We start from the raw sequence: 24,555 nt of genomic DNA, 5'->3' as shown, positions 1-24,555 counted from the left end.
TTTCCGGAACGAATGGGGTCTCGAAAGAAGGAAGGATGAAGAGCGTTCCTTTGAGAAACCCATGAGTCAATCAATTTCTGCACAGTCGATTTCTGCACATTGGTCTACAATTGAGGCTGGAGAGCCTCACACTCTGGTGTCTCTGGATAAAATTCCCAATTACGATTTGATTTTACGCTGTCAAAGCGGCTCGAAGCCAGAACGAGCTGCTTTTGCCGAACTCTTGCGTCGCTATCAATCCCATGTCGAGAAGGTTCTCTATCACCTCGCCCCGGATTGGCAAGACCGCTCGGATTTGGCTCAAGAAGTGTGGATTCGCGTCTATCGTAATATTCAGCGTCTGAAGGATCCTCTGAAGTTTAAAGGGTGGTTGAGTCGAATTGCGACCAATCTGTTCTATGACGAACTCCGCAAGCGCAAGCGCGTGGCTACGCCCTTATCGTTAGATGCCCCTCGCAAAACGGGAGATGGGGAAATGCAGTGGGAATTACCCTCTGATGCTCCCAGTCCGGACGATCATTTGACGACCCGAGAATTTTACGAAGAACTGCAAGGCGCGATCGCGGATTTGCCCGAGGCATTTCGTACCACTATCGTCCTGCGGGAAATTCAAGGGCTGGCCTATGAGGAAATTGCCGAAATTACGGGGGTTTCCCTCGGAACGGTTAAATCGAGAATCGCTCGCGCCCGAGGCAAGTTGCAGGAGCAATTACAGACCTATCTGGACAGTTAAATATCCCCCTAGTACACTATTCACTGTTCACTGAAATGATATGAAGGTGCAAAACCATTCCCAAGAACGCGATCGCTTTGAACTTCTCAGTGCTTATTTTGATGGAGAAGTGACCCCCAGCGAACGCAAACAAGTTCAAACATGGTTGGATAGCGATGTGGAAATTCAATGTCTCTATCGCCGACTGCTCAAACTCCGTCAGGGAATTCAAGGAATGCCCATTCCCGCGACAACTCGTTCGACGGAGGAAATGACAGCCAATGTTTTGCGAATCCTCGATCTCCGGCGCGTTCGCCGTTTTGCGATTTTGGGTGGCGGTGCGATCGCAGCTGCTGCGGTAGCCGCAATTTCTCTGTTCCTGCCTGGAAACTCGTCCTTTATTCCTCGCTTGGCTCGTAACTCCGATCCCCAACCCTCTCTTATAAGTGATTCCTCCGGCAAGAGCTTAATTATTGCTCTCGATCGTCCGGCAGTCAGCATTCCCCCAGCAACCGATACTTTAATGATTCCCCTCGATCGCCCAGTTGTGGAGATTCCTAAAGCGGCGGTTATCAATATCAAAGAGTGAAGATTCTCACTTTTTCCAGTATACCAGATTACCTCGATTCATTATCGTGTAATCAGATAAGCCCAAGTCTTACCTCTAAGATATCTCTGAAAGACGATCGATGAATATTTCTCTACGTTGGTATTCATTTTTCTCTGTTGCTCGACTGAGTGCTTATTCCTCAAACAAAGAGATTGAGCCTTTATTGAAATCCCGAGCGATCGATTGAAAACTATCTAATACAATGGAAAAAGAAAAATGGCGTGCAGTAGCTAGAGATCGTGCAAACCCAGAGTTTCCCCGAGTGCAATCATTCCCTTGTCAAATCGCTTTTTCGGTATAGCGATCGCGATTTGTTGACTTTGTTTCAGCGTCATCCCGAACAGGGTAAGTATTTTGTTGCTATTTTTTGCCGCTACAGTCCCATTGTTTATACTCTGATTGCTCACTCGGCGCGATCGCCAGTGCAAGGCGATTATCTGTTTGCCCTGACGTGGCGACATATTTTTTACGAGATGCGCGGGTTAGAGTTGCGCGATCGCGACAAGCGAGAATCCAGTTCCTTTCAAAATTGGCTGATTAACATGACGGCGATTTGTATCAATCAAGCCAATCTCCCCCCCGTAGAATCGATTAATTACAGCCTGCAAGCCGCTTCCCCGCCCCTCTGGTGTTATCTCGAACAATCCCTCGATATTCTCCCCCCCATCGTGCGCTTGATTCTGGTCATGTCTAAAACCTTTCGCTGGAGTCCAACTCGCATTGCAGCCTATTTGCAAGCCGAAGGTGAAAACCTCTCTCCCTCTATCGTACAAGAGCGTCTCAGTCAAGGATATCGCTTGCTTGAAGCCAATTTACCCGAGGATATCCGCGAGATTTATCTGGGAGATTCCGAGTTAGTCGAGGGGATTGAATCGGCTCTCGTTGCTAGCGATTCGACTTGACCGCAATCATCTCGAAAAGAATTTTTCGAGATGCGACCCAAAGCTGGAGAAATGCTCTATAATGAATGAGTTGACTAAAAAATCAATTAACTCAATAAATCTTAAAACCATGCTTAAACATTATATCCTCAGTCTCGAGCCCAACGCAAAACACCCTTGGGATCGCTGCGTGTTACGAGATCCGATTACAGGAGAGCGTCCGGAGTTATTGGAGGCGATCGCAGACGGTGCGGGAAATCAAGCGGGTTCTTATTTAATTGCAGTTAACGTCGAAGTCACGGTCTTAGAAAAAGCCTCTGCTGCTTTAACGAAAAAGTCATCAGAATCTGCATTAACGGAGCTTTCCCAAGGAATCGCGTCTTTTCCCCCGGCTAAACCCGAAACCATGAAAGCCTCTTAATTGTAGCCCCCTTGTCATCCCTCCATTCAAGATTCCCACCCCAAAGCCTCAATCACCCGATCTCCAAGCTGCACCGGATCGAAAGGTTTTGTGAGAACGGCTTTCACTCCTAGCTGAGCATAGCGCCTTTGCTCCGCAGCTTGCACCTTAGCCGTCAGAAAAATCACGGGAATTTCTTGAGTGGTGGGATTTTCTTGCAATTTTTCCCAAGTTGTCGGTCCATCTAAATCCGGCATCATAACATCCAAGAGAATGGCATCAGGTTGTTGTTCTAGTGCCACTTTTAATCCTTCTGCTCCCGACGAAGCCGTGAGCACTTCCCATTCAGTATTGATTTCCAAGCTCAACTGAGCAACGGCTCGAATATCCGCTTCATCATCCACAATCAAAATTCGTCGCTTGGTCATCTTCTCGATTCCACCTCTTTTGGCTGTTGCTCTTTGAGTTTGGCAACTCGAGGGAGCATTTTCTCTGACTCAAGGCATTTTGACATACTCCCACCGTTAAATCAAAGCATCTCGCTTCAATTAAATGGAATCATATCAATACCCACAATGAGACTTCCTAAGCGCGATCGCTCTGCCAGTTTAAGAAGCACGCAATCTGCTTTCCCAAGTTAACGCAATCGTAAGGCTGGGCGATCGCTCCGGCTACCCCCAATTGGCTGAAATGCTGTACGTCTGAATAGCGCAAGCGATCGATGGTCAGAACAATGGGAATATGTTGCGTTTTTGGATGACTCAATAATTGCTGTAAAACTTTGAGAGGGTTCGAGTCTAAATTAATCAGAATGACATGAAAGGGGCGAGTTTGGGCAAAATTGAGTCCTTCACTATAAGAGCAAGCTCCCCAAATCGTCCAATCTGTCATGAGTTCCAATCCTGTTTTTGTGACATGGCGGCGATCTTCTTCGCGATCGATCAGTAAGAGATGTTTGTTCTGCCTTGTCGTTGGAGAAGTTGAGAATTTCCAAGTTACTTTTAGACCATCGCCTTTTGTGGCAAAATCGCAAGATGCCTTTTCGGAGTTGCTTGATAAAGTTGGCTCAAAGATCATTGCCAGTTTTAAATTAAGGGATTGTTATTAAAGGAATTTGCCGACAAAATAAAACTTAAATGTGAAAAAGCTGTGAAGAATCCTCTTTTTGTTACAAATTTTAACAAACTTTCTTTACAGAATATGACGAATAATAAGGTTAGCCTGTCGTCAGTAGGGCTTCACTATTCCTCTGGTAAGGGAAGGGTGAAATAAAAGCAACTCCCTTCTCCAATCGTGCTTTCCACCCAAATGTTGCCTTGATGTCGCTGGATAATTTCCCGACATATCGGCAAACCCAAACCCGTTCCTCCTTTCTCTCGCGAGTCTGAAGCATCCACTTGTTGAAAGCGACCAAAAATACTTTCGAGTTGATCGGCTGGAATGCCCCGGCCGCGATCTTTCACCTCAAATAAAATTTGTTCGGTTTGTCGAATAATACCGATCCCGACCATGCTGCTCGGGCTAGAAAACTTAATGGCATTACTGATTAAGTTGGTCAAAGTTTGCAAAATTTGATCGGAATCCGCCCAAATCGTAACGGTTGGTGGTGATTCGAGATAAGGATTCTCTTCTTGACTCGCATCTTTGAGCCAAAACGGACGACGATCGCACTTTAAACACAAACCAATCTCCGCCTCTGCTGCCATAACCTGCATAGCCTCAGCTGCTTGAACCATTAAGGCAATGCCATCGCAATGCTGCTTGACAATTTTCACTTTTCCCGACTCAATCCGTTCTAAATCCAAAATGTCATTGAGCAAGCGTGTCAAGCGATCGGTATTATTAATAGCAATATCGAGCATTTGCTGACCCCGCTCCTCAAATTTACCGAGACGACCCGTGGCGAGCAATCCTAACGATCCGCGAATTGACGTAAGTGGAGTGCGTAATTCATGACTGGCTACGGAAATAAATTCATCTTTCATTTGTTCGACAGCTTTGCGCTCAGTAATATCCACTAAGGAAATTAAATAAGCAGAAGTATCGCCTTCCCAAGTAATGGTTCCCGCTCGCATTTCGGCAATACAAGCGGTGCCGTCTTGTCTGAGAATAGAGAGTTCGCATTTTTGTTGGGAGGCGAGGGGCATTCCAAGGTGAAATCCGAGTAACTGCTGTTCATTACGACCGAAAATTTGTTTCGCGGCGGCATTAAAAAAGCGAATTTTGCCGGCGCGATCGCAGACGACAATACCATAAGCGCTATGCTCGATGGTACGCCGCAATTGCGTTTCGCTTTCTCGCAGGGCATTTTCTGCTTTGATGCGTTCGGCAATTTCGATCTGTAACCGTTGGTTGGTTGCTTGCAGTTCTACCGTCCGTTCTGCCACTCTCTCCTCAAGGCGATCGAGAAGTTGTGCTTGGGAAAGGGCAATCCCGATTTGGTCGGCTAACGAGCTTAATAACTCAATTTCATCGGGCTGCCAATAGTGAGGGGCGTAACATTGATGAACGATGAGAGCGCCCCAAGTTTGTTCTTGAATGAAGATCGGCACAATGAGTTGAGCGCGAAAACTTAATGCTACTGGAACGGCGATCGCTTCTGCCATAACAGACAAATCGTCAATCGTCCAAAAATTACCGGGTTGAATGTCTGAGGGCGATACCCGATCGGGAGCGGGAAGGGAAACCTTTAAGCCACGAACTTGAGGGAGATCTGGGAAAGCTGCTTCTTGAACGACGATTCCTTCACGCCCGGATTGCCACTGCCAAACTAACACGCGGTCGGCATTGAGTAGCTGTTGGACTTCAAGAACTGCCGTTTGTAAAATCTCCTCCAAATCTAAAGACTGACGAATTTTTAGGGTGAGCTCCGAAAGCAATTGCGATCGTTGATAAGCCCGTTGTAGTTGCTGCTGTGCTTCCACGCGAGCCGTGATATCAATGCCAACGAAAACGGCCGCTCGCTCTTGTTGATATTTCTGCGCCACAATCAGGTATTCTCGTTGCTGGCTTTCCCATTCGAGGGTGAGGGTTTGAGCAATTGTCGTTTCGGAAGAGTGAAAGAACTCTTCAACGAACTGCACGAAGTCTTCTCCTTGGCGAAAAAATCCTAAAGGTTGATGGTTAAAAGCGGCGGGAGAGAGTCGAAACGCTTGCGCCAATTGTCGATTCGCGCCTAAATACTGAAGGGCATTCTCCTGATTCAAACCAATCCAAGAGACAAAACCGGGGACTGCATCTAAAACGGCTTGTAATTGTTCTTTGGCCTCTTGGAGAGCGCGTTCCGATCGCTTGCGATCGCTAATATCATAAGCAATGCCCAAAATTTGGTAAATTTCTCCCGCTTCATCCAAAAGCGGTACGTAGCTCATGATAAAAGTCCGCTCCTCTCCGTTAGCGATCGCGAAGTTACACTCTTGGGTTTGACGGCTGCGACTGCGAGCGGCATTTTGTAAAAGCGGAAGGTAAATTTGCACGCTGTCTGGGGGAAACAAATCGCGATCTGTTTTGCCCAGCATTGCTGCGAGGGGTTTATCCCAAACCTCGAGGGCGCGAGTATTGGCAAATTGATAGCGCAAGTGGCGATCGTAAATGGCAAAGACATCGGGAATATTATCGACGGCCAAGCGAAAGCGTTCTTCGGATTGGGCAAGTTTGGCTTCGGCTTGAATGCGATCGTTAATTTCGCTTTGTAAGCTGGTGTTGGCTGCTTGCAGTTGCTGCGTGCGTTCAGAAACGCGGTGTTCCAATTCATCATTGAGTTGTTGCAATTCTCGTTCCGCGCGAACGCGATCGCTAATATCTCGCGCCACCCAAATTGCGGCTTGTCCGAATAAAGCGGAAACGCTAGCGGCAAACCAAATTTGTTGCCCTTTCACAGTCAAACTGTACTCGAAGATTACGGTTTGCTGTTGAGCAATGGCCTGTTGTACGGGTTGCCAAAAATTGGATTGGGCGCGATCGCCAAAAAACTTGGCAAAAGTAGCTTCGATCGCTAAATTTCCTTTTTTATTCAAACGAGTATAACTGGTGGGCATGACCTGAACATTTTCTTGCTCCTTATTCACCACCAAAACAATTTCCGTCATGGCTTCAAAAATACCGCGAATTTCGGCTTCATTGGCTCGCAGTTTTTGTTCCATCAATTTGCGCTCGCTAATATCCCGTGCTACCCAAACGACAGTATCTTCAGATAGGGGTGAGAGACGACCGTCAAGCCAAATTTCTTCTTGACCCGCGCGAACCTGATATTCGATATTGGTGGTTTCTTCTCCTTCTAAGGTTTGTTCGATAGCTTGGTGCAAGCGATCGGCGGTTTCTTGGGGCAGAACTTCGCGCAGGGTCTTGCCCGGAATCATTTCCGGTCGATCGCTCTCTCCGGTGGTCTTGGTGGGTGCAACTTTCAAACACCGCCCTTGGCGATCGCGAATGATGACGGTATCGGTCATAGCCGCAAAGATTGCTCGCATTTCGGCCTCGGAGGCTTTTAGAGCATCTTCGGCGTGTTTGCGTTCCCGCAAAGCTGCTTGACGTTCGGTAATATCTTCAATTAAGCCAAAAGCAAACTGCACATCCCCTTCTTTTTTCACCGCGCAAGCCGTTAAGCGCCCCCAAATTACCCCACCATCAGAACGAATATAGCGTTTTTCGATTTGATAAGACTCTCCTTTCCCCAGACACAAAGCGGCAAAGCGATCGCGATCGATCTCTCCATCTTCGGGATGGGTCAAATCGACAAAATTTAACTGGCATAAATGTTCGCTGTTATAGCCGATAAATGTCTCGAAAGCAGGATTGGTTTCGAGAATGCGACCGTCTTTGCCCAGAATACAGATCCCGATCCCTGCGTTGGCAAAAATTGCTCGAAAGCGTTCTTCACTTTCTTGCAAAGCCGCATTTGCCCGCAGGAGGCGCAATTGATTTTCCACCCGGGCGAGGATTTCTTCTTTCTGAAAGGGCTTGGGAATATAATCGATGCCTCCGGCCTTAAACGCTTTAACTTTATCTTTGGGATTATCCAAAGCGCTGATGAAAATCACGGGAATATGTCGGGTGCGATCGTCCGCCTTCAGTTGCTCGCAAACTGTATAGCCATCCATATCTGGCATCATAATATCAAGCAAAATTAAGTCCGGGGGCATCATTTTTGCAGCAGCTAAAGCCAACGTTCCATTGAGTGCAGGGCGCACATCATATCCCTGTTGGCTTAACAGTTCCGTTAACAACCGCAAATTGGCTGGGGTATCGTCAACGACTAAGATATTACTGCGGACGGGTGAAAAATTAGAATTCACAGGGGCTGGAAGGATAGTTTTGTCTGAGGGCGAGTATTGCATCTCGAGCGGAATGCAATGCGGATACCCTTTGAGTTGGGAACTGATGGATAATTTTTACAGATCCCTATCCTTATAATTTAATCGGTCTCCTGAAGTCAGAAGCAACAAATCGAATATCTGTTCTCTCTGTCCTGCACCCTCCAGTCTCCATGCTTCCCTTTTTTCCTGAGAAAATTTTGGGTCTTCCCGAGTTTTTCACAATTTTTCTTTAGACTTAGGTGAAAGCAAAATACTTGATTTCCTTTCTTTTGCCACCTAAAATCGAGCGAGCCAACCCACATGAAGATCGAACTGAGTGCATCAATCGCAACTAACGCCATCGGGAATCCTATGAACACCGACCAAAAGCAACCTTTTAACCCATCCAGCAAAACCGGATTTAAGAGGGCGATCGAGGAACGAGAGGCCGACCCCATCTCGAGCATTGGCGAGATTTCTCACGAACTTCGCACGCCTTTAACGTCGATTCAAGGAGCGTTGGGGCTGCTTTTGAGCGGTAAAGTCGATTTGCAAACCCGCGAAGGTCAGCAACTCCTCAGAATTGCTGCTAATAATACAAAGCGCTTGTTGCGCTTGACTAATGCGATTGAGCAAGATGAAGCGGGTTCGGCTTCTTTAATCTCTCAGGAAGCCCTAGACCGCTTGCGCTTGGAAGCAGATTTACAAGCGGCTTGGGAAAAGAAAGAGTTTCAAGTCTTTTATCAACCCATTGTTTGTTTGCGCTCCGATCGCATTCTGGGTTTTGAAGCCTTGTTACGTTGGTTTCACCAAGGGCGAGGTTTTATCTCTCCGGCAGAGTTTATTCCCATTGCAGAAGAAACACTTCTGATTCACGATTTAGGGTTGTGGGTACTCGAGAGCGCCTGCGAACAATTGCGCCAGTGGCAGCAGGCTTTTCCTCAACAGAAGCCTTTAACTTGTAGTGTTAATCTCTCGGCGTTACAGTTATTGCATCCCAATTGCGTCGAAAGTATTCGTCAAATTTATCAAGCCTCGGGGGTGATTCCCGGGACGTTGACTGTGGAAATTACGGAGAGTATGTTTATTGAAAATTCTCCGGTCGCGATCGCGGCACTACAAGAACTCAAGGCGCTTAATATTCCCATTTATCTCGATGATTTTGGCACGGGATACTCATCTCTCGCTCGCTTGCAGCAACTCTCTGTTGACGTTCTCAAAATCGATCGCGCTTTTGTCACGCGAGAGCAATGGGAAATGATTCGCGGTATTCTCTATTTGGCCGAGAGTTTGGGTCTCGATACCATTGTTGAAGGCATTGAAACCCGAGAAGAACTCGAACAGGTTCAAAATATTGGCTGTACCAAGGTTCAGGGCTTTTTGTTTGCCCGTCCTGTAGCAGGAGAAGGAGCAACAGCCTTGTTACAAGACAATGACAAATGTTAAAAGATTTGAAAGTTTTGCTTTTTCGAGACGGCCTTCACAAGTTTTTCACATTCTTTGCTTACAGTTTAAACAGAATAACTCAATCAAACCTTTGGGGTTGCGGAGAAATTATGTTTGACTGCAAAATTGAAATCATGGAAGCCTTCTACGAGATTTATTCTGCGACGATGATGTCCGGAGTCATGGGTACAAAAGATTTGCGAGTCGTACAGCAAGTCGGACAAGAGTTCGCGATCGTGCCGGAACATCGCGATATGAGCGAGCGGATTTTCTACGCGATTAAAATGGGACGGATTCAAGTATTGAGTTCGGAACAAATTGGTACGCATTGCGTTGCTACTTAGAATAGATGTCGACATCAATGCGTTTATTTTTATCTCTTTCTTCACTGTCTACGACTCATTTTTTGCCCTTTCTTTTTATCTATGAATTCCCTCGATGAACTCAAACTTCCTTGGCGATTATCTTGAGTTAAATGAATATAAAACAAGAATTGCCAATTTATACGATCGCAGAAGTTCGACTTACGATACGAGCGAATGGCATCGGCAAATCTGTCAGCACCTTTTGGAGAAATCGCAAATCAACCTCGGACAACAGGTTTTAGATATTGGCACGGGAACAGGGCATCTCGCGATCGCGGCGGCTAAAACGATTGGTTTTAAAGGTCAAGCAATTGGAGTCGATCTGTCTGCAAAAATGCTGGCTGAAGCAGGTGAAAAAATAGCGAGACTTGGATTAAATAATATTAAGATTTATCTCGCCGATGCCGAAAAATTAACGTTTTCTCGGGCTTCGTTCGATCGTATTGTGTGCGCCAATACTTTTCCTTGGATTGAAGATAAAAAAGCAGCCTTATGCCTCTGGTACAATTTTCTCAAGCCGAGAGGTTTGATCGGCATTCATTCCCCTGCGGATACGGCTTATGTCGGTAATGTTTTATTGCGTAAAGTTTTTGCCCGATATGAGGTAAATCTCGAATTTAGCAACCGTCTCGGTACGCTAGAAATGTGTCGGAATTTGTTTGCTGGTGCAGGATTTACGAATATTGCGATCGCCTCAGAACAACATGGAAGCTATATCAGTTTAGCCAAAGCACGAGAGACGTGGGAAACCCGCCCTCATCTCTTTCTCAGTGAATCTACCGATCCCTTCGCAATTTTGTCCTCAAATCAATTAAAACGTGCTGAGGCAGAATTTATGGCAGAACTCGAAGCCCGACACAGCGATCGCGGCATCTGGAACGATTTAACCACATGGTATATTATCGCCAGAAAGCCAAGTTAGAAGTGCGATCGCTCAAAACAATTCTCATTGTTCATTGTTCATTGATTAATCACTTCCCCAAGAGACTGCTTTAAATTACCCAGTGCTTCTTGTTGGTAATCTCCCGTTTGTTGGAATTGTGCCGACAATTGCGCGATCGCCTCTAATTTTTGCTGCATTTCTTCAATAGCCTCGCGCATGGGAGGAAGAATTTCTTCATAGAGATTAACCCGTCCCCAAAGCAAAGAGGTGCTAGATTTTCCCTCTTCGAGACTATTTTCTAGAGATTGCAGGGCATTGTATTGGGTTTCGCACTCGTCGCTGTGGCTTTTTAAAGTTTCTTCGGTTTCTGCGATCGCCGCTTTAATGGACTCCAATTCGTCTTCCTGCTTTTGGCATTCCGCCTCAATCGCTTGACGTTGAGCCTCGATACTGGTTAAAACGGGAGCCAGATCGATAGATTCTCCCTCACCATTATCTTCAGGGATGCCTTGTCTGCGACGCAGAACGCGCAAATTTTGACTCAAAACTGTCCGCTTTTCCACCAAAGTGCGCCTCTGACCCACAAGAGTCTCATCAAGGAGCTTTTTCTGTTCTCGTTCGTCTTCCAACTCTTGCTCGAGTTCTGAGCTTTCATAAACGCTGGCATTTTTGAATTTTTCCTCCAACTCTTCCACAGCCTCTTGTTGTAGGCTTAACTCTTCTTCTTGATCGGCGACAAACCGTTCTAATTTTTCCAATTCTTTTTGCAGCCCCTCCACAATGGTTTGCAATTCTTCGAGAGGCAGGGCTTCAAGTGCGGCTAAATCTACCGATGACTCACTTTGTTCGACGGCTTCTCCCAAGCTCAAACTCGCCAGAGATTGGTAAATTTGCTCTTTATCGTTCCTATCTTGTTTCAGGAGAGCGAGGGAAGTTTCTGCCAATTCCAAACGATGTTTTCGTGCTTGTAAGTCTTGCTTAGACTGCTCTACGGCTAATTTTATCGCTTGATGTTGTTGTTGTAATTCCTCTAGCTCGCGAATTTGGCGATCGATATCAGCCTGTTGCTTTTGAGCTTGCGATCGCTGTTCCTCCAGTTGCTGCCAATGCTCCTCCGCATTCACCTGCTGGCGTTCCAGCACCGTGACCGCTCCTTGGACGTAATTCTGAAAATCTCCCGTCGGCAAAACATTAGTGGCCAGATAATCCAACAACTCTTGAATGCGAGTCGTCTGTTCTGGTGCAATGCCGACTCCTCCTGCGCCTTGGGGTAAATTGTCTTGACTCTCTTGCAAGCGGCGCTGTTCCCCCCGCAAATGCTCCCAAGCCTGCTCTAACTCTTGGGTTTTGCGCTCGAATTCTTTGCGAACGCGATCGGCTTCTGCCTTCGCTTGCGCTAACTCTTCGCTTTGAACCTCCGATGAACCCTCGTAACTAGCTTGTCCTCCTGCTTGGTCCCTTAATTCTTCGAGTTGAGCCAACTCAGCATCCAACTCCATTTCTCGCTTGCTGAGTTCTTGAGCTTGTAACGTTAAGGATTGCTTCCAGCCCTCAATTTCTTCTTGCTGAGTTTTAATCTTTTCTTGGAGTTTGGACAGCCGTTGCAAATCCCGAACGATTTGCGGGCCTGCCGCCTCGGGCGTGCCTTGAACTTGTCGATTGCCACTGAGATTGATTAAAACCAAAGCGCCATGCTCAAATTCGCCAGCTTCCTCGGCCGAAATGATTTCCTCTCCAGGGACGGCACTCCAATTTTGCTCGTTGCGCTGACAGGCAAGGAGTTTGAGTTCGGTCACGACTTTAGCCATGAACCCGCCTTTTTGCTTTTTAACTTCTGCAAGATACAGCATCCCGCGCCACTAAATTAAATTAAGAATAATCGTTCAATTTTACTGTTGTTGGAGTCTTTTTTGATAGGACGAACGGCGATCCAGACCAACAAGTCCCCAAAATTTAGGATTTTCCGAGAACTCGCTCAACTTTACCCTTTCGCTTTTCTGGCTTTAGTATCCAGCTTAACCAGCTAAGACTTCAGTTGCCAAGATGGATTTAGCCCAATTCTCCAAAACAGTTAGGAAACATTTTTGTTCCCAACGCAAAAACTCGGGATTGAACGAACGACAGCGTGACTCCCAAGCCAAGAAAATTATTTTTCGAGAGACTGGGCGTTGATGTCGAAGCGTACAATAATATCTAACTGCTCATCTTAATCTAATTTTCGCATCGAGTGGATCGACTGCCAACTCCATCCCCGCTCAGCAAAGCGGTTTTTGCCCACCATGCAGGGAACTCTCAATGAAATTGACATTCGCAGCATCCTGCAACTGATCGAACTCGGTCAACGCACGGGAGAACTGTTTGTCGAAACTTACCCCTCTCCTAGGCGCGAGAATCTCGATGGTTCTTTGACCCCGAGATCGAGACGCTATTTAACTCGACCCACTCTCGGCAATTCTCCATTTTGGTTTGTCTTTTTTGTCAATGGTCGAATTGCTTATGCTGCCGATCGCGCCAGTAGCAGCCTTTCTCGCTTGCGGGACTACCTGCGCTATTATCGTGCCGAAGAAGCGATCGCCGACCTCAACAATCCGGCGGGTAAATTAACGACTCCCGAATATGCCTATTTGTGGCAGTTGATGGAAAATCGTGCCATTACCCCCGCTCAAGGAAAAAACATTGTCTATCGCACGATCGCAGAAACTTTATTCGATTTGTTCGGATTGCATCAGGGAGTTTTTAATTTTGAAGTCGGAACAGCCCTTGCCCCTCAATTGACAACGATAGAAATCGCTCCTCTCTCCGCCAAAATCGTCAAACAAATCCAACAGTGGAAACAATTTCATCCTCATATTCAAACCCCCGATCGCTGCCCCGTACTCAGCGAGAAAATTGCCCTGCAAGCAGCGCTCCCCGAGAATGCTTATAAAAGTTTAGATCGCTGGGCGGATGGAAAAACCTCTTTACGCCAGCTTTCTCGCTTTCTCAATCGAGATATTGCCATCATCGCTCGCGCGATTTATCCCTACGTGCAGAAAGGTTGGATTCAACTCATCGATCGCACTCCTCCCCGAGAGTCCCCTCGCCTCGGGCGAGATTCTCGTCCAGATTTCCCAGCAATCGTTTGCCTCGATGACGATCGTACCATTGGCAAAAGTGTTGAATTTATGCTGCAATCCCACGGCTATCAAACCATTGTCATGACCGATCCCTTGGGGGCGATCGCAGAAGTCTTTCGCGTCAAACCCGACTTAATTTTATGCGATATTGCCATGCCAGAACTTGACGGTTATGAAATTTGTGCCATGCTAAGAAGTTCGACTCGCTTTCGTCAAACCCCCATTATTATGCTGACGGGAAAAGATGGTTTCATCGATCGCGTCAAAGCCCGCTTGGTGGGAGCGACGGACTATCTCACCAAACCTTTTGGCGCGGGGGAATTGTTAATGCTGATCGAGAAATATCTTGGTTTCGATCCCCTTCCTCTCCACCGAGATCGAGAAACCGAACGAGAAGAAGGAGATGCCAACAGCGAATTCCCCCAGAAAAAATCTCCTGCTGTTTGAACCGTTCGCGATCGCGAACGGTAAAAACAAGAGATACTTGAATAGCCAGATGAGGAATTAAGCTCAAGAATTAGTAGAAACGAGGAAATATGAGTAAAGTTTTAGTTGTAGAAGACAGCTTGGCTCAACGACAAATGATTTCAGAGTTGCTCAAAAATAGCGGCTTGACCGTCGAAGTTGCCAGTAATGGAGTCGAAGCCCTCGACCAAATTAATAAAAATCAGTACGAACCCGATATCGTTGTCTTGGATATCGTTATGCCGCAAATGAACGGTTACGAACTCTGTCGTCGTCTCAAAGCCGATCCGAAAACCAAAAATGTCCCAGTGGTCATGTGTTCTTCCAAAGGAGAAGAATTCGATCGCTATTGGGGAATGCGACAAGGAGCAGATGCGTATATCGCTAAGCCATTTCAACCGAAAGAATTGATTGGGACGGTGAAACAATTGTTGCGAGGATAGAATAGAGTCGGAGAGACCCCGGCATCGCCGGCAATCTGCCAAAATTCTGCTGCAATTGGGCGAGGAAGCCAGAAATATGGTTGGCAATACCAATTTTTTAGGGAAAAATAGTGAAGATATTTCTCCCGACATCGAAAAATTAGAAACCCCTGAAGGTGAGTTGCACTTGCGGTTTTTTCTACCCTCGGGCATCGAACTCGCGCTTCCGGCTACGGGCATTCGCGAGGTTATGAATCAGCCACCCGATCGCATTACCCCCATCCCCAATACCTCCCCTCTCCTCTTGGGAACATTAAATTTGCGCGGGCAGGTGATTTGGGTGGCGGATTTGGGACAATTTCTCGGGGATCCGGTTGCTTTAAATACCCAACGCCAAGACATTCCCGTGATTGCCGTGGAAGATCAAGATACGCTTTTGGGTTTAGCGATCGATCGCATCGGCGAAATGGACTGGCTCGATAGCGAGCAAGTTCAACCCTCCAGTAACGTTCCTGATAGTATGACCTCGTTTGTGATCGGAGAATGGGTTCTCAATCCCAAAAACAATCAAACGCTGCGGCTTCTCGATCAAGGAAAAATTTTGCGATCGGCTCGCTGGGCAAGTTAATCAGTTATCAGTTATCAATTATCAGTTATCAGTTATCAAGTCTCCATTACCCATTACCGATTACCCATTAACAAAATGTCACAGGAAACTGACTATACACAAGAATATGGAGAAGCCGAACGCGCTTACCTACAAGGCAATTACGAAAAAGCGGCGGGAATTATCGATCGCCTTTCCCAAAGCTATCGCGACGATCCCGCCATTCAACTCCTGCGCGGGCATATCTACTGTTACGGTCTTCAAGATTACGAGATCGCCCGCGACCAATACGAACGAGTCAAACGACTGACCGATGACATCGATTTTGTCAACTACGCCGACAATGGCATTGAAGATGCGAATGCCGGTTTGAGCGGACATTATCCCAACGAAGAAACAGTAGAAGACTATACGATTGAAAATTCTGCGGGGGAGAGCTACGAACAACTAGAAGGACTCTCAAACTACGATAGTTTGCCCAATTTGGACGATGCGGATGCGTTAACGGATTTTGATTTTGGTGGTGGCGACTTTGAGAGTGGCAATAGTGACGAAGCAACTTCTTTAGATGGTGGGACGTATGCCAATCCTTTTGATGACAGCAATGGGATGTCGGATTTTGCTGAAGAAGATGACTTCCCGTCAGAAGAGGGCTATCGCGATCCTTTTGCCTTGGGTGATGAGAATCCGGCTTGGGAGTCTGAAGAAGAGGCGACGGCCTTGGTAGATTCAACCTTAAACGGACAGAACTTTAGCGACGATCGTGATTTTGCCCCCGATTTAGACGATATTCCCGAAACGGGAGATTCAACTTTTGTGATCCCCCCAGAAATGGGCGGACGGGACAATCCGTTCGATACCCAAGATGATTTATTAGACGATACTGGCGATTTTAGCCCCGCTTTAGAAGAAGAGAACGATTTTCGCCTTGATGATGATTATCAAGAAACGCTCTTGATGAGTTCGGGAGAATTTGACAATTCTTTGGCCCCAGACGATTTTGCAGAGGGACTGTCGTCAGAGGACGCGATCGCAGACTCTTATGATGAGGAAGCCTACGGACTCGATGATGATTTAGAAACGATTTCTTTTACCAGTCCCCCCAGCGATCGAGATAGTTTTGCTTTTGATGAGTTTGACAATAATCTCGATAACAATTTTGAGAATGGCGATTATGACGATAACAGTTATCCAGAAGAGAATAATTTTGCCGGGGATTATGAGGATGAATCTTTTGCGGTGGAAGACCCAGCCTTTGCTGAAGATACCAATTTTGGAGATATCGGCGGTGAAGCGACGGATCTCGGCAATGATGTGGGGGGATTTGACGAATCTGGGGGATTTTTAGAAGAGTTTGATGTTTTCAATGATGACTTGCCGAGTTTTGATACGGGGGGAATGCCCGCAGAGAGTCCAGATTCGGCGATCGGTTTTGATGATTCTAGTTTTGATGACGATCCCAGTTTGGCATTTGCTGATAATAGTGCGGCATTAGGGGAGGCGACGATGGGAGGTGTTGCCGCCGCCGAAGCTGGAGATACAGGAATTTTTGGCTTAAAAGTTTCTCCCGATAACGCCCCTGCGAATTTTACCAAGACCCCCGATCGCGTCATGGAAACCCATGTAGAAATCGAACAGGGGCGCTTGGCTTGGTTTACCAATTTTCCTTTGCTGAAGAAACAGCAGTTTATGGCGATCGCGGCGGGAGCATCTGCGACTCTCGCAGTCGGTTTGATTTCTTTTTTGAGTTTTATCAATACTCCGGCTGAGAAAAAAGCTGAGGTTGTCCCTTATGTGAGGCTCTGGAATGCGTTTATGGGTTTGGTGGCGGGGGGAGCCGCCGGGGGAACGATTTGGTTCTTCGGACGCATGACGGTGGATCAGGTCCAACAATCAACTCAAGATTTGCAATCTCGTTTTGATGCAGTTTCTCAGGGGGATTTTAATGCCAAGGCGACGGTTTATGCAGAGGATGAGTTCGGACAGTTAGCCTCGGGTTTTAATGAAATGGCGCGAGTGATCCTAACTACCACCAGCGAAGCACAGCGACGGGCAGAAGAAACGGAACAACAAAAGGAAGATCTGCAACGTCAGGTCATTCGCCTGCTGGACGATGTGGAAGGGGCCGCGCGAGGGGATTTGACGGTACGGGCAGAGGTGACGGCGGACGTTTTAGGGGCGGTTGCGGATGCGTTTAACTTAACCATTCAAAACTTGCGGGAAATTGTCCAACAGGTAAAAACGGCGGCGCGAGAGGTGAATAAAAGTTCTGGGGATAACGAACAATTTGCGCGGGGTCTGCAAAGCGACGCATTGCGACAGGCAGAAGAGTTGGCGGTAACGCTGAATTCGGTTCAGATGATGACGGATTCTATTCGCCGGGTTGCGGAAAATGCGCGAGAAGCGGAAGAGGTGGCGCGTTCGGCGGCGGCGGTGGCGGTGAAAGGAGGAGATTCGGTAGAACACGCGGTGTCGGGGATTTTACAGATTCGGGAAACGGTGGCGGAAACGACACGGAAGGTGAAACGGTTGGCAGAGTCTTCTCAGGAGATTTCTAAGATTGTGGCGGTCATTTCTCAAATTGCTTCGAGAACGAATTTGTTGGCGTTGAATGCTTCGATTGAGGCGGCGCGGGCGGGGGAAGCGGGACGGGGTTTCGCGATCGTTGCGGATGAAGTCCGACAGTTGGCCGATCGCTCTGCGAAGGCGTTGAAAGATATTGAACAAATCGTTTTGCAGATTCAGAGTGAGACGAGTTTGGTGATGCAGGCGATGGAAGAAGGGACGCAACAGGTCATTGACGGGACGAAACGAGCGGAACAGGCGAAGCGATCGCTAGAAGATATCATTCAAGTATCCAATCGAATTGATGCTTTGGTGCGATCGATTACGGCGGATACAGTAGAACAAACAGAAAGTACCCTCGCGGTGGCACAGGTTATGCAGTCGGTGGAATTGACGGCGCAGGAAACCTCACAAGAATCGCAAAAGGTGGCTTCTTCCCTGCAAAATCTGGTCGGAATTGCGCGAGATTTGTTGGCTTCGGTGGAACGATTCCGGGTTGACGATACAGAAGAGGTTTAATGAGGTGTTGATTATTCGTTATTAAAAACTTTCGTAATCTAGTGAACATTACATCCCAATTCTTAAGATAAGGAAACGTTGAAAAAAAAGTAAAGATGGAAATTGAAACTCGCGCAATTCACGCCGGACGACACCCAGACCCTACAACAGGATCTCTTGTCTCTCCTCTTTACCTCTCTACAACCTTTGAACGCGAGGCGGATGGGAGTTACCCTCGCGGTTATAGCTACATTCGCGATCGCAATCCCAATCAAGTCATGTTAGAAGAATGTCTGCGTGCTTTGGAGGAGGGAGAAGTTGCGGCGGTGTTTGCCTCGGGATCGGCAGCAACTTTGAGTGTTTTTCAGTCTTTGAACCCCGGCGATCGCGTTGTTGCTCCCCAAGATGCTTATTCTGGGACGGGGGCATTATTGCGATCGCTAATGCAGCCTTGGGGGTTAAAAGTGACTTTTGTCGATATGACGAATTTGGCCGAAGTCAAAGCCGCCGTCACCCCCGATACGCGGTTGATTTGGTTGGAAACTCCCTCTAATCCGATGTTGAAGATGACGGATATCGGCGAAGTGGCTGCGATCGCCCATCATGTGGGGGCTTTATGTGCCTGCGATAATACTTGGGCAACCCCAGTATTACAACAACCTTTTTCATTAGGATGCGATCTCATTGTGCATTCGACGACCAAGTATTTAGGGGGACACAGCGATGTTTTGGGGGGTGCGGTTATCGGCAATCAAGAGTCTGAGTTTTTTGAGAAAATTCGCCACATTCAGCATATCGGTGGGGCGGTCGCCTCTCCTTTTGATTGTTGGTTAATTTTGCGAGGCATTGCCACTTTACCCTATCGCATGAAAGGACATTGTGAAAATGCTGCTCAATTAGCCGTTTGGTTAGAGCGACATCCTGCGATCGCTCGCGTGCATTATCCCGGCTTATCCAGCCATTCCGGCCATGCGATCGCGGCTCGACAAATGTCAGATTTTGGGGGCATGCTTTCGCTCGAACTCAAAGGAGGGAAAGAACAAGCTCTGGCAATGGCCGCTCGCGTCGAACTTTTCACTCAAGCGACTAGTTTGGGAGGGGTGGAAAGTTTAATCGAACATCGCGCTTCCGTGGAAGGGAAACATACTCGTACTCCAGAGAGTTTATTGCGATTATCCGTCGGATTGGAAAATATCGGCGATTTAATTGCCGACTGCGATCGCGCTTTGCGATCGTTGTGACAGAAAATCTCTCAAAAGTGAAAAAACAGGGACAATAGTAGAGATGGCGCGATCGCGATCGGCAAAGTCAAGCCAAGGGAATTCCTTCAGCGTTTATACTAAGTTAAGCGTTGCTGGAGATTTCATCCAGAAACTCGCCCCCTTTGGGGATAATCGAAACCTAGGAAAGTGACAAATTAGCCTTATGATCTGGCCGTTTAAACCGAACAAGCGCAAACAAATTGCCCGCATTGAAATTACTGGCGCGATCGCTACAGAAACGCGCAAACGAGTTCTCAAGGCGTTACAAACTGTTGAAGAGGATAAGTATCCTGCAATCTTATTACGTATCGATTCCCCGGGGGGGACGGTGGGAGACTCGCAAGAAATTTATGACGGTTTGAAGCGAATCCGAGAAAAAGGCGTTAAAGTCGTCGCCAGTTATGGCAATATATCCGCGTCGGGAGGAGTTTACGTGGGGGTGGGTGCTGATAACATTGTCGCCAATCCGGGGACGATTACGGGCAGTATCGGCGTGATTCTGCGCGGCAATAATCTCGAACGTTTATTAGATAAAATCGGCGTTTCTTTTAAAACTTTTAAATCGGGTCCCTATAAAGATATTCTCGCATTCGATCGCGAATCGACTCCAGAAGAAAAAGGCATTTTACAAGAGTTGATCGACACCAGTTACGGACAATTTGTCGCCACGGTTGCTGAAGGACGAAATTTAGACGTTGAAGCCGTACGAAATTTTGCCGATGGGCGCATTTTTACGGGGCAGCAAGCTCTAGAATTAGGCATGGTGGATCGTTTGGGAACTGAAGAAGATGCTCGACGCTGGACTTGCGAATTAGTCAAGTTAGATCCTGAAAAAACCAAATGTCATGAGATTGAAGAGAAAAAATCGTTACTGACGCGGGTTTTATCCGGGCGTACCCATGCTAAGCGATCGCGTTTGGCAATGGCCTTGGATTGGCTAGAATTTGAAATGGTAACGGAAGGGCAACCATTATGGTTATACCGACCCTAATCGTAGTTTCTTTTTGTTGTTTCTCAGAACTTATATCAATTATCAATTTCAATCAAGGAGGAAATGGTGGTGGAATGGAAAGTGCGGGCAATTCGCGGCGCAACGACAGTGACGGAGAATAGTATCCAAGCTATTCGTGTTGCAGTGACGGAATTAATTGAGGAAATTGAAAGACACAATCAATTAGATCCAGAGGAGATTGTGAGTGCTACATTTACCGCAACTCACGATCTCGATGCGATTTTTCCTGCTGCGATCGCCCGCGATCGCCCCAAATGGGATAACGTTGCTCTCCTCGATGTCCAACAAATGCAGGTTAAAGGCAGTTTAGAACACTGTATTCGGGTTCTTATTCATGTCAATACTCCTCAACTCCAAAACGAGATGATTCACGTTTATTTGGGAAAAGCTAAAAATCTGCGTCCCGATTGGAATTTAGCAGAATTAGTTTAGGAAAACACTCGATTCCCTGTTCCTTAGAATTAATCTTCTTGTAAACCCAAAAAAGATTTAATCCCTGCGATCGCTTTTTTGATATCAGCGATCGATATTTTGAGTAATGCGAACATTCCTAAACCAATAAATAAAAACCCGATCCAAAAATTACTTTTATATAAATACAGCCCGACCAGAACGGTAAAATAAGGCGCAATGATACGACTGATCTTTTCAAATTCAGCAACGCGATCGGATTGATGAGATTCGGTTTTGTTAGATTCGATTTTATTCGGCTCAGATACGCGACTGGTGACAATTGGAGCATCTGAGAAGGAGCTTTGAGCGGTTTTGGGTTCTTCTGGCATTACGCTTTCCCTGAAAAATTTTCTCTATTATGCCCGTTATGTCGAGGGAAGACAACTAAAAATCATAACCAAAAATTGGGTAAAATTTGTTTGCCCAATTCTCGTATATTTTGATTAACCAATCTGGCGATTTTAATTTGAGGTTCGTCTTCTTCTCTGGGGATAATTGTGGCTTTTTCTCCCATTTTAAATCGTTCGATGACTCGATTTGCTGCTTCTAATCCTGTAACGTAGGCTTTTTCTTGCGACCAAGAACCGTGATGGGTTTTAATCCAATCCCCACTTAAGAATACATTATCAATGGGGCTTTGGGTTGGGAGAAAATATTGATAGCTTCCAGGGGCAAAATGAGTCACTCCCTGACGCACGCGAATGACGGTACTGTGAAGAATTTTTGCGGCTTTAAATGCAGGGACGCAAATACTTAAATCTTGCTGAATTTTAGCGACAATTTCGCGATCGCTCATGGTTAATAATTGATTGGCGTGGTAAAAGTCGGCAGCGATAACGCTTCCGGGTTCATTTTTATACTCGTCGTGGAGGGTATTCAAGTCAAAAAATGTCCAACCGACAGCGCGATCGAAGCCAAAACAAGCATTAGAAGGAAGGGGAATATCAATTTTGCGATCGAACCACAAACGGGTGGATAAAACATCAATTCCTCCTAAATTAGCCAGATTGCGAAATTCGGGATATTGGCTTAATGTTGCACTGCCTGAAACTATTTTTTTCATCCCGGTAACGCTGACTGCAAAAATAACGGCATCGGCTTCCAATACTTCTATGCCACAAGTTACCCCTTTTGCTTTACCTTCTCGATTTAAAAGTATGTCAGTAACGCGTTTATTAACAAGAACTTTACCACCTTGTTTGCTGATATTTTCCACCCAAGGTCGAAAGATTTTTTCTCCGACGGTTCCCCGACACCAAACTACGTCAAAATCCGGTTGATGGGCGAGAATAAAATAATAGAGCATCCCTAAAGCTGCCGCAGCACTACATTGTTCCCCGGGGGCAAATAGCCCGACTAATAACATGGGTTCAAAGGCATCGCGGTACAGTCGAGATGTTACGCCAAATTGTCGGAATAATTCCCGTGCTGTCACTTTATCGTAACGCTGCCAAGCATCGTGAGAATTATCGAAGTCGATGACTGCATATAGTAATGGCAAAGCAGAAAGGCGATCGCTTAAAGGCAAGCGCTTAAAACGAGTATGAAAGAATGTTCCTAAAGGGGCTGGAAGGCGATATTCGTTTTGAAAAAGCGGTGATTCTACTTCGAGTCCTTGGGGAGAATATTGCGAGGATCTAGTAAAAGGAGTGAAGGGAGAAAGACCGAGTTTTTTAACCAGATTAAAAATGTTTTGATAAGGATACCAAAATCCGTGAACCCCTCCTTCTACGGAACGTCCTCCTATTGTTTTCCAACCCGCAACTAAGCCCCCCGGATAGGGGCTGGCTTCAAGAAGAGTGACATCATAATTTTCTCGGACAAGATGATAAGCTGCCCCGAGTCCAGCCCAACCCGCACCGACGATAATGACTCGTTTTCCTGCTGACATTTTTTGTTTTAGAGGTTATTAGTTATTGATTATTGATTATTGATTATTGGTTATTGATTATCGATCGCTTCTGAGAAACTTGTACTGAGCATATTTATTCTTCTCTCGCTGGTATAATTTTTTGCAACTCTTTTGATTGGAAATAGAGTTTGCAGGAACGCACGGATTTTCATTCTATTAGAATATCATTGTCAAGGTCAACAAGTCAAGTTAAAATTAAACATTATTCATTCATGGTTTTATAAGTCGCGACGGCAGAAGGTGAAATTCGGTTTAAATAACGGAAGATCCAATATTTTAAAACCGTATCTAGAATCACGGGAAAAGTCGCAATAAAGAGAAAGTTAAAATCATGACTTTCCGGTAAGCCAAAATGTCGCGTGATTCCCGATAAAATAACTTCCCAGCCGTGAGGAGAGTGAAATCCCACGAACATATCGGTAAAAAGAATAATTAAAAATGCTTTGGCAGAGTCACTCAAACCGTAGATTAATTCGTCGATAAAATCTTTGAGAATTTTAACTTCCTCGCGGCTGATAAAAATCACCCAACCAAAAGCAATTAAAGAAGCGAGATCGGAGAAAATATTAGCCACCGCATCCGCACCGCGATCGCGATATTTATCTGCCAGTTCTTCAACTTTTTCATTTAATTCTCGGTCAATTTCTTCTGGGTTTAATTTTGGCGTTAATTGTAAAAAACGACTAAATTTTAAGGTTCGTTCGTAATCTTCTAATTCTCTAAATGCCTCGTCTTGTAAGTCTTTATTTAGAAAAATAATTTCATTTTCTTGGTGAAAAAAATTCTGTGCGATCGCAGGCTTAAAAATAAAAGTTTTTGTGAGTTGATGCGTTAATAATGGTATAATAATTAAAAGCAGTAAAAATTTAATAGAAAGGGAAGTTCGATTGCGAGATTGACGAAATTTATCGACAACTTCTTCTTCTGATTCTTCTGAGTTCGGACCGATTTCACGTTTAATTCGATTAAAAGTGCTCAAAATCGATCGCGGCACGGCCCCTCGTTTATCTACGGCGCTTTCCAAATTGGGTTTATTATCAATATTGATGGCGGCAATTAACTGTTCGCTCTCAAATTTTTTCTTTGTCAGACTGCGAGAATCAGAATTATTGGGCGCAAGTTGTTTTCTGTCTTTTGCTGCCACTAAAGAAACCGATAATTTTTCGAGAGAAACCTGCTTGGAGGCTTCATATTTAGAAATAACTTTATCAATAAAATCGAGTTTTTCGAGAATAATTGCCGTCGGTTCCGTAGAGGCAAGATCGTAATAAGATGGTTTGGGTTCATCGGGATCGCTCAACCATTCTCGCGTCGCGTTAAATTCCGCCAAGCGAATCTTGGCTTTTTTCAAATATTTTTTAACTTCCGCTTCAAATAACTCCAATACCCGATCGCTGCGATCGCAAGTTTCCGCAGAGACCTTTTGCCCGTGAAAATGGTCATTTTCCAGGGCTTGAATTTTCAATGCCGCACGATAGGCTTCATCAAGAGCGCGTTCTGGAGTACCATAGTACCATCGCTTAGCCTTGCGGACGATATTTTTGAATCTCATTCCGTTTCAATTTCTCTTCTCAGAGGGATAGACAAGATGAATCAATTTGACCCTCCCCGCTCTAAAGAGACGGGGATTCGGAAGTAGTCCAGTAACGAAC

The 24,555-nt window shown here is 46.0% G+C and carries 22 protein-coding genes; 15 read left to right on the top strand and 7 right to left on the bottom strand.

The genetic code is table 11. The annotated features are described in order from the left end of the window. Positions 1-61: 61 nt before the first annotated feature. The 4 genes from AC6RV6_RS26320 to AC6RV6_RS26305 all read left to right on the top strand — a co-directional run bounded on the left by AC6RV6_RS26320 (position 62) and on the right by AC6RV6_RS26305 (position 2,624). A complete protein-coding gene (locus tag AC6RV6_RS26320; RefSeq protein ID WP_500243862.1) occupies positions 62-733 on the top strand; it encodes a sigma-70 family RNA polymerase sigma factor in 672 nt (223 codons plus the stop codon). Between the two features lie 40 nt (positions 734-773). Next, positions 774-1,301: an anti-sigma factor family protein gene (locus tag AC6RV6_RS26315; protein WP_500243861.1), complete on the top strand. Its 528-nt coding sequence runs from the start codon at positions 774-776 to the stop codon at positions 1,299-1,301. A gap of 260 nt (positions 1,302-1,561) precedes the next feature. Next, the gene (locus tag AC6RV6_RS26310) at positions 1,562-2,224 is read left to right on the top strand and encodes an RNA polymerase sigma factor (RefSeq protein ID WP_500243860.1); all 663 of its coding nucleotides are present in this window, start codon (positions 1,562-1,564) and stop codon (positions 2,222-2,224) included. 109 nt (positions 2,225-2,333) lie between these two features. Beyond that, positions 2,334-2,624: a hypothetical protein gene (locus AC6RV6_RS26305; RefSeq protein ID WP_500243859.1), complete on the top strand. Its 291-nt coding sequence runs from the start codon at positions 2,334-2,336 to the stop codon at positions 2,622-2,624. Between the two features lie 26 nt (positions 2,625-2,650). On the opposite strand, the gene AC6RV6_RS26300 is transcribed toward AC6RV6_RS26305, so the two are convergent. The 3 genes from AC6RV6_RS26300 to AC6RV6_RS26290 all read right to left on the bottom strand — a co-directional run bounded on the left by AC6RV6_RS26300 (position 2,651) and on the right by AC6RV6_RS26290 (position 7,897). Then, on the bottom strand, positions 2,651-3,031 hold the full coding sequence (locus AC6RV6_RS26300) for a response regulator (protein ID WP_500243858.1): 381 nt from the start codon (positions 3,029-3,031) through the stop codon (positions 2,651-2,653). Positions 3,032-3,188: 157 nt separating this feature from the next. Next, positions 3,189-3,680 (bottom strand): response regulator, encoded by a 492-nt coding sequence (locus tag AC6RV6_RS26295; RefSeq protein WP_500243857.1) that lies wholly within the window; start codon positions 3,678-3,680, stop codon positions 3,189-3,191. A 164-nt stretch (positions 3,681-3,844) separates the two neighbouring features. Next, on the bottom strand, positions 3,845-7,897 hold the full coding sequence (locus AC6RV6_RS26290) for a PAS domain S-box protein (protein WP_500243856.1): 4,053 nt from the start codon (positions 7,895-7,897) through the stop codon (positions 3,845-3,847). Positions 7,898-8,269: 372 nt separating this feature from the next. Between AC6RV6_RS26290 and AC6RV6_RS26285 the strand changes: the two genes are divergently transcribed. The 3 genes from AC6RV6_RS26285 to AC6RV6_RS26275 all read left to right on the top strand — a co-directional run bounded on the left by AC6RV6_RS26285 (position 8,270) and on the right by AC6RV6_RS26275 (position 10,630). Further along, positions 8,270-9,343: a putative bifunctional diguanylate cyclase/phosphodiesterase gene (locus AC6RV6_RS26285; RefSeq protein WP_500243855.1), complete on the top strand. Its 1,074-nt coding sequence runs from the start codon at positions 8,270-8,272 to the stop codon at positions 9,341-9,343. 110 nt (positions 9,344-9,453) lie between these two features. Then, entirely contained in the window at positions 9,454-9,687 is a 234-nt protein-coding gene (locus AC6RV6_RS26280) for a hypothetical protein (protein WP_500243854.1), read from the top strand. Between the two features lie 94 nt (positions 9,688-9,781). Further along, on the top strand, positions 9,782-10,630 hold the full coding sequence (locus AC6RV6_RS26275) for a class I SAM-dependent methyltransferase (RefSeq protein WP_500243853.1): 849 nt from the start codon (positions 9,782-9,784) through the stop codon (positions 10,628-10,630). A gap of 38 nt (positions 10,631-10,668) precedes the next feature. Here the strand turns inward: AC6RV6_RS26275 and hmpF are convergent, their stop codons facing one another. Next, positions 10,669-12,441, bottom strand: a complete 1,773-nt coding sequence (hmpF, locus tag AC6RV6_RS26270) for a pilus motility taxis protein HmpF (RefSeq protein ID WP_500243852.1) — start codon at positions 12,439-12,441, stop codon at positions 10,669-10,671. 429 nt (positions 12,442-12,870) lie between these two features. Between hmpF and AC6RV6_RS26265 the strand changes: the two genes are divergently transcribed. The 8 genes from AC6RV6_RS26265 (at position 12,871) to aroH (ending at position 20,970) form a co-directional block, all read left to right on the top strand. Continuing rightward, positions 12,871-14,154, top strand: a complete 1,284-nt coding sequence (locus tag AC6RV6_RS26265; RefSeq protein WP_500243851.1) for a response regulator — start codon at positions 12,871-12,873, stop codon at positions 14,152-14,154. A gap of 89 nt (positions 14,155-14,243) precedes the next feature. Then, positions 14,244-14,615, top strand: a complete 372-nt coding sequence (locus AC6RV6_RS26260; RefSeq protein ID WP_500243850.1) for a response regulator transcription factor — start codon at positions 14,244-14,246, stop codon at positions 14,613-14,615. Between the two features lie 76 nt (positions 14,616-14,691). Next, a complete protein-coding gene (locus AC6RV6_RS26255; protein ID WP_500243849.1) occupies positions 14,692-15,222 on the top strand; it encodes a chemotaxis protein CheW in 531 nt (176 codons plus the stop codon). A 75-nt stretch (positions 15,223-15,297) separates the two neighbouring features. Beyond that, positions 15,298-18,285, top strand: coding sequence for a methyl-accepting chemotaxis protein (locus AC6RV6_RS26250; protein WP_500243848.1), 2,988 nt, complete (start codon positions 15,298-15,300; stop codon positions 18,283-18,285). A 95-nt stretch (positions 18,286-18,380) separates the two neighbouring features. Then, on the top strand, positions 18,381-19,505 hold the full coding sequence (locus AC6RV6_RS26245; protein WP_500243847.1) for a trans-sulfuration enzyme family protein: 1,125 nt from the start codon (positions 18,381-18,383) through the stop codon (positions 19,503-19,505). Next, entirely contained in the window at positions 19,471-19,677 is a 207-nt protein-coding gene (locus AC6RV6_RS26240) for a hypothetical protein (protein WP_500243874.1), read from the top strand. Before AC6RV6_RS26245 ends, AC6RV6_RS26240 begins: the two co-directional genes overlap by 35 nt. Positions 19,678-19,689: 12 nt before the next feature. Next, the gene (gene sppA, locus AC6RV6_RS26235; protein ID WP_500243846.1) at positions 19,690-20,517 is read left to right on the top strand and encodes a signal peptide peptidase SppA; all 828 of its coding nucleotides are present in this window, start codon (positions 19,690-19,692) and stop codon (positions 20,515-20,517) included. A gap of 69 nt (positions 20,518-20,586) precedes the next feature. Beyond that, entirely contained in the window at positions 20,587-20,970 is a 384-nt protein-coding gene (aroH, locus tag AC6RV6_RS26230) for a chorismate mutase (RefSeq protein ID WP_500243845.1), read from the top strand. 29 nt (positions 20,971-20,999) lie between these two features. Here the strand turns inward: aroH and AC6RV6_RS26225 are convergent, their stop codons facing one another. From AC6RV6_RS26225 to AC6RV6_RS26215, 3 genes are all read right to left on the bottom strand, one after another. Next, positions 21,000-21,320 (bottom strand): hypothetical protein, encoded by a 321-nt coding sequence (locus tag AC6RV6_RS26225; protein ID WP_500243844.1) that lies wholly within the window; start codon positions 21,318-21,320, stop codon positions 21,000-21,002. Between the two features lie 62 nt (positions 21,321-21,382). Further along, positions 21,383-22,882, bottom strand: coding sequence for a hydroxysqualene dehydroxylase (locus tag AC6RV6_RS26220; RefSeq protein WP_500243843.1), 1,500 nt, complete (start codon positions 22,880-22,882; stop codon positions 21,383-21,385). A 223-nt stretch (positions 22,883-23,105) separates the two neighbouring features. After that, positions 23,106-24,455, bottom strand: a complete 1,350-nt coding sequence (locus AC6RV6_RS26215) for a proton extrusion protein PcxA (protein WP_500243842.1) — start codon at positions 24,453-24,455, stop codon at positions 23,106-23,108. Positions 24,456-24,555 lie beyond the last annotated feature (100 nt).

This window comes from Spirulina sp. LEGE 11439, from assembly GCF_059821285.1.
The sequence above is the reverse complement of the archived record's forward strand: the minus strand, read 5'-3'. Positions and strand labels throughout refer to the sequence as shown.

Bases quoted from the DNA above. Each gene is read 5' to 3' on its own strand.
- AC6RV6_RS26255 (WP_500243849.1), top strand. From the start codon at position 14,692: ATGGTTGGCAATACCAATTTTTTAGGGAAAAATAGTGAAGATATTTCT.
- AC6RV6_RS26280 (WP_500243854.1), top strand. From the start codon at position 9,454: ATGTTTGACTGCAAAATTGAAATCATGGAAGCCTTCTACGAGATTTAT.
- AC6RV6_RS26265 (WP_500243851.1), top strand. From the start codon at position 12,871: ATGCAGGGAACTCTCAATGAAATTGACATTCGCAGCATCCTGCAACTG.
- AC6RV6_RS26215 (WP_500243842.1), bottom strand. From the start codon at position 24,455: ATGAGATTCAAAAATATCGTCCGCAAGGCTAAGCGATGGTACTATGGT.
- AC6RV6_RS26245 (WP_500243847.1), top strand. From the start codon at position 18,381: ATGGAAATTGAAACTCGCGCAATTCACGCCGGACGACACCCAGACCCT.
- sppA (WP_500243846.1), top strand. From the start codon at position 19,690: ATGATCTGGCCGTTTAAACCGAACAAGCGCAAACAAATTGCCCGCATT.
- AC6RV6_RS26225 (WP_500243844.1), bottom strand. From the start codon at position 21,320: ATGCCAGAAGAACCCAAAACCGCTCAAAGCTCCTTCTCAGATGCTCCA.
- AC6RV6_RS26260 (WP_500243850.1), top strand. From the start codon at position 14,244: ATGAGTAAAGTTTTAGTTGTAGAAGACAGCTTGGCTCAACGACAAATG.
- AC6RV6_RS26320 (WP_500243862.1), top strand. From the start codon at position 62: ATGAGTCAATCAATTTCTGCACAGTCGATTTCTGCACATTGGTCTACA.
- AC6RV6_RS26300 (WP_500243858.1), bottom strand. From the start codon at position 3,031: ATGACCAAGCGACGAATTTTGATTGTGGATGATGAAGCGGATATTCGA.
- AC6RV6_RS26250 (WP_500243848.1), top strand. From the start codon at position 15,298: ATGTCACAGGAAACTGACTATACACAAGAATATGGAGAAGCCGAACGC.
- AC6RV6_RS26305 (WP_500243859.1), top strand. From the start codon at position 2,334: ATGCTTAAACATTATATCCTCAGTCTCGAGCCCAACGCAAAACACCCT.
- AC6RV6_RS26285 (WP_500243855.1), top strand. From the start codon at position 8,270: ATGAACACCGACCAAAAGCAACCTTTTAACCCATCCAGCAAAACCGGA.
- AC6RV6_RS26275 (WP_500243853.1), top strand. From the start codon at position 9,782: ATGAACTCAAACTTCCTTGGCGATTATCTTGAGTTAAATGAATATAAA.
- hmpF (WP_500243852.1), bottom strand. From the start codon at position 12,441: ATGCTGTATCTTGCAGAAGTTAAAAAGCAAAAAGGCGGGTTCATGGCT.
- AC6RV6_RS26220 (WP_500243843.1), bottom strand. From the start codon at position 22,882: ATGTCAGCAGGAAAACGAGTCATTATCGTCGGTGCGGGTTGGGCTGGA.
- AC6RV6_RS26315 (WP_500243861.1), top strand. From the start codon at position 774: ATGAAGGTGCAAAACCATTCCCAAGAACGCGATCGCTTTGAACTTCTC.
- AC6RV6_RS26295 (WP_500243857.1), bottom strand. From the start codon at position 3,680: ATGATCTTTGAGCCAACTTTATCAAGCAACTCCGAAAAGGCATCTTGC.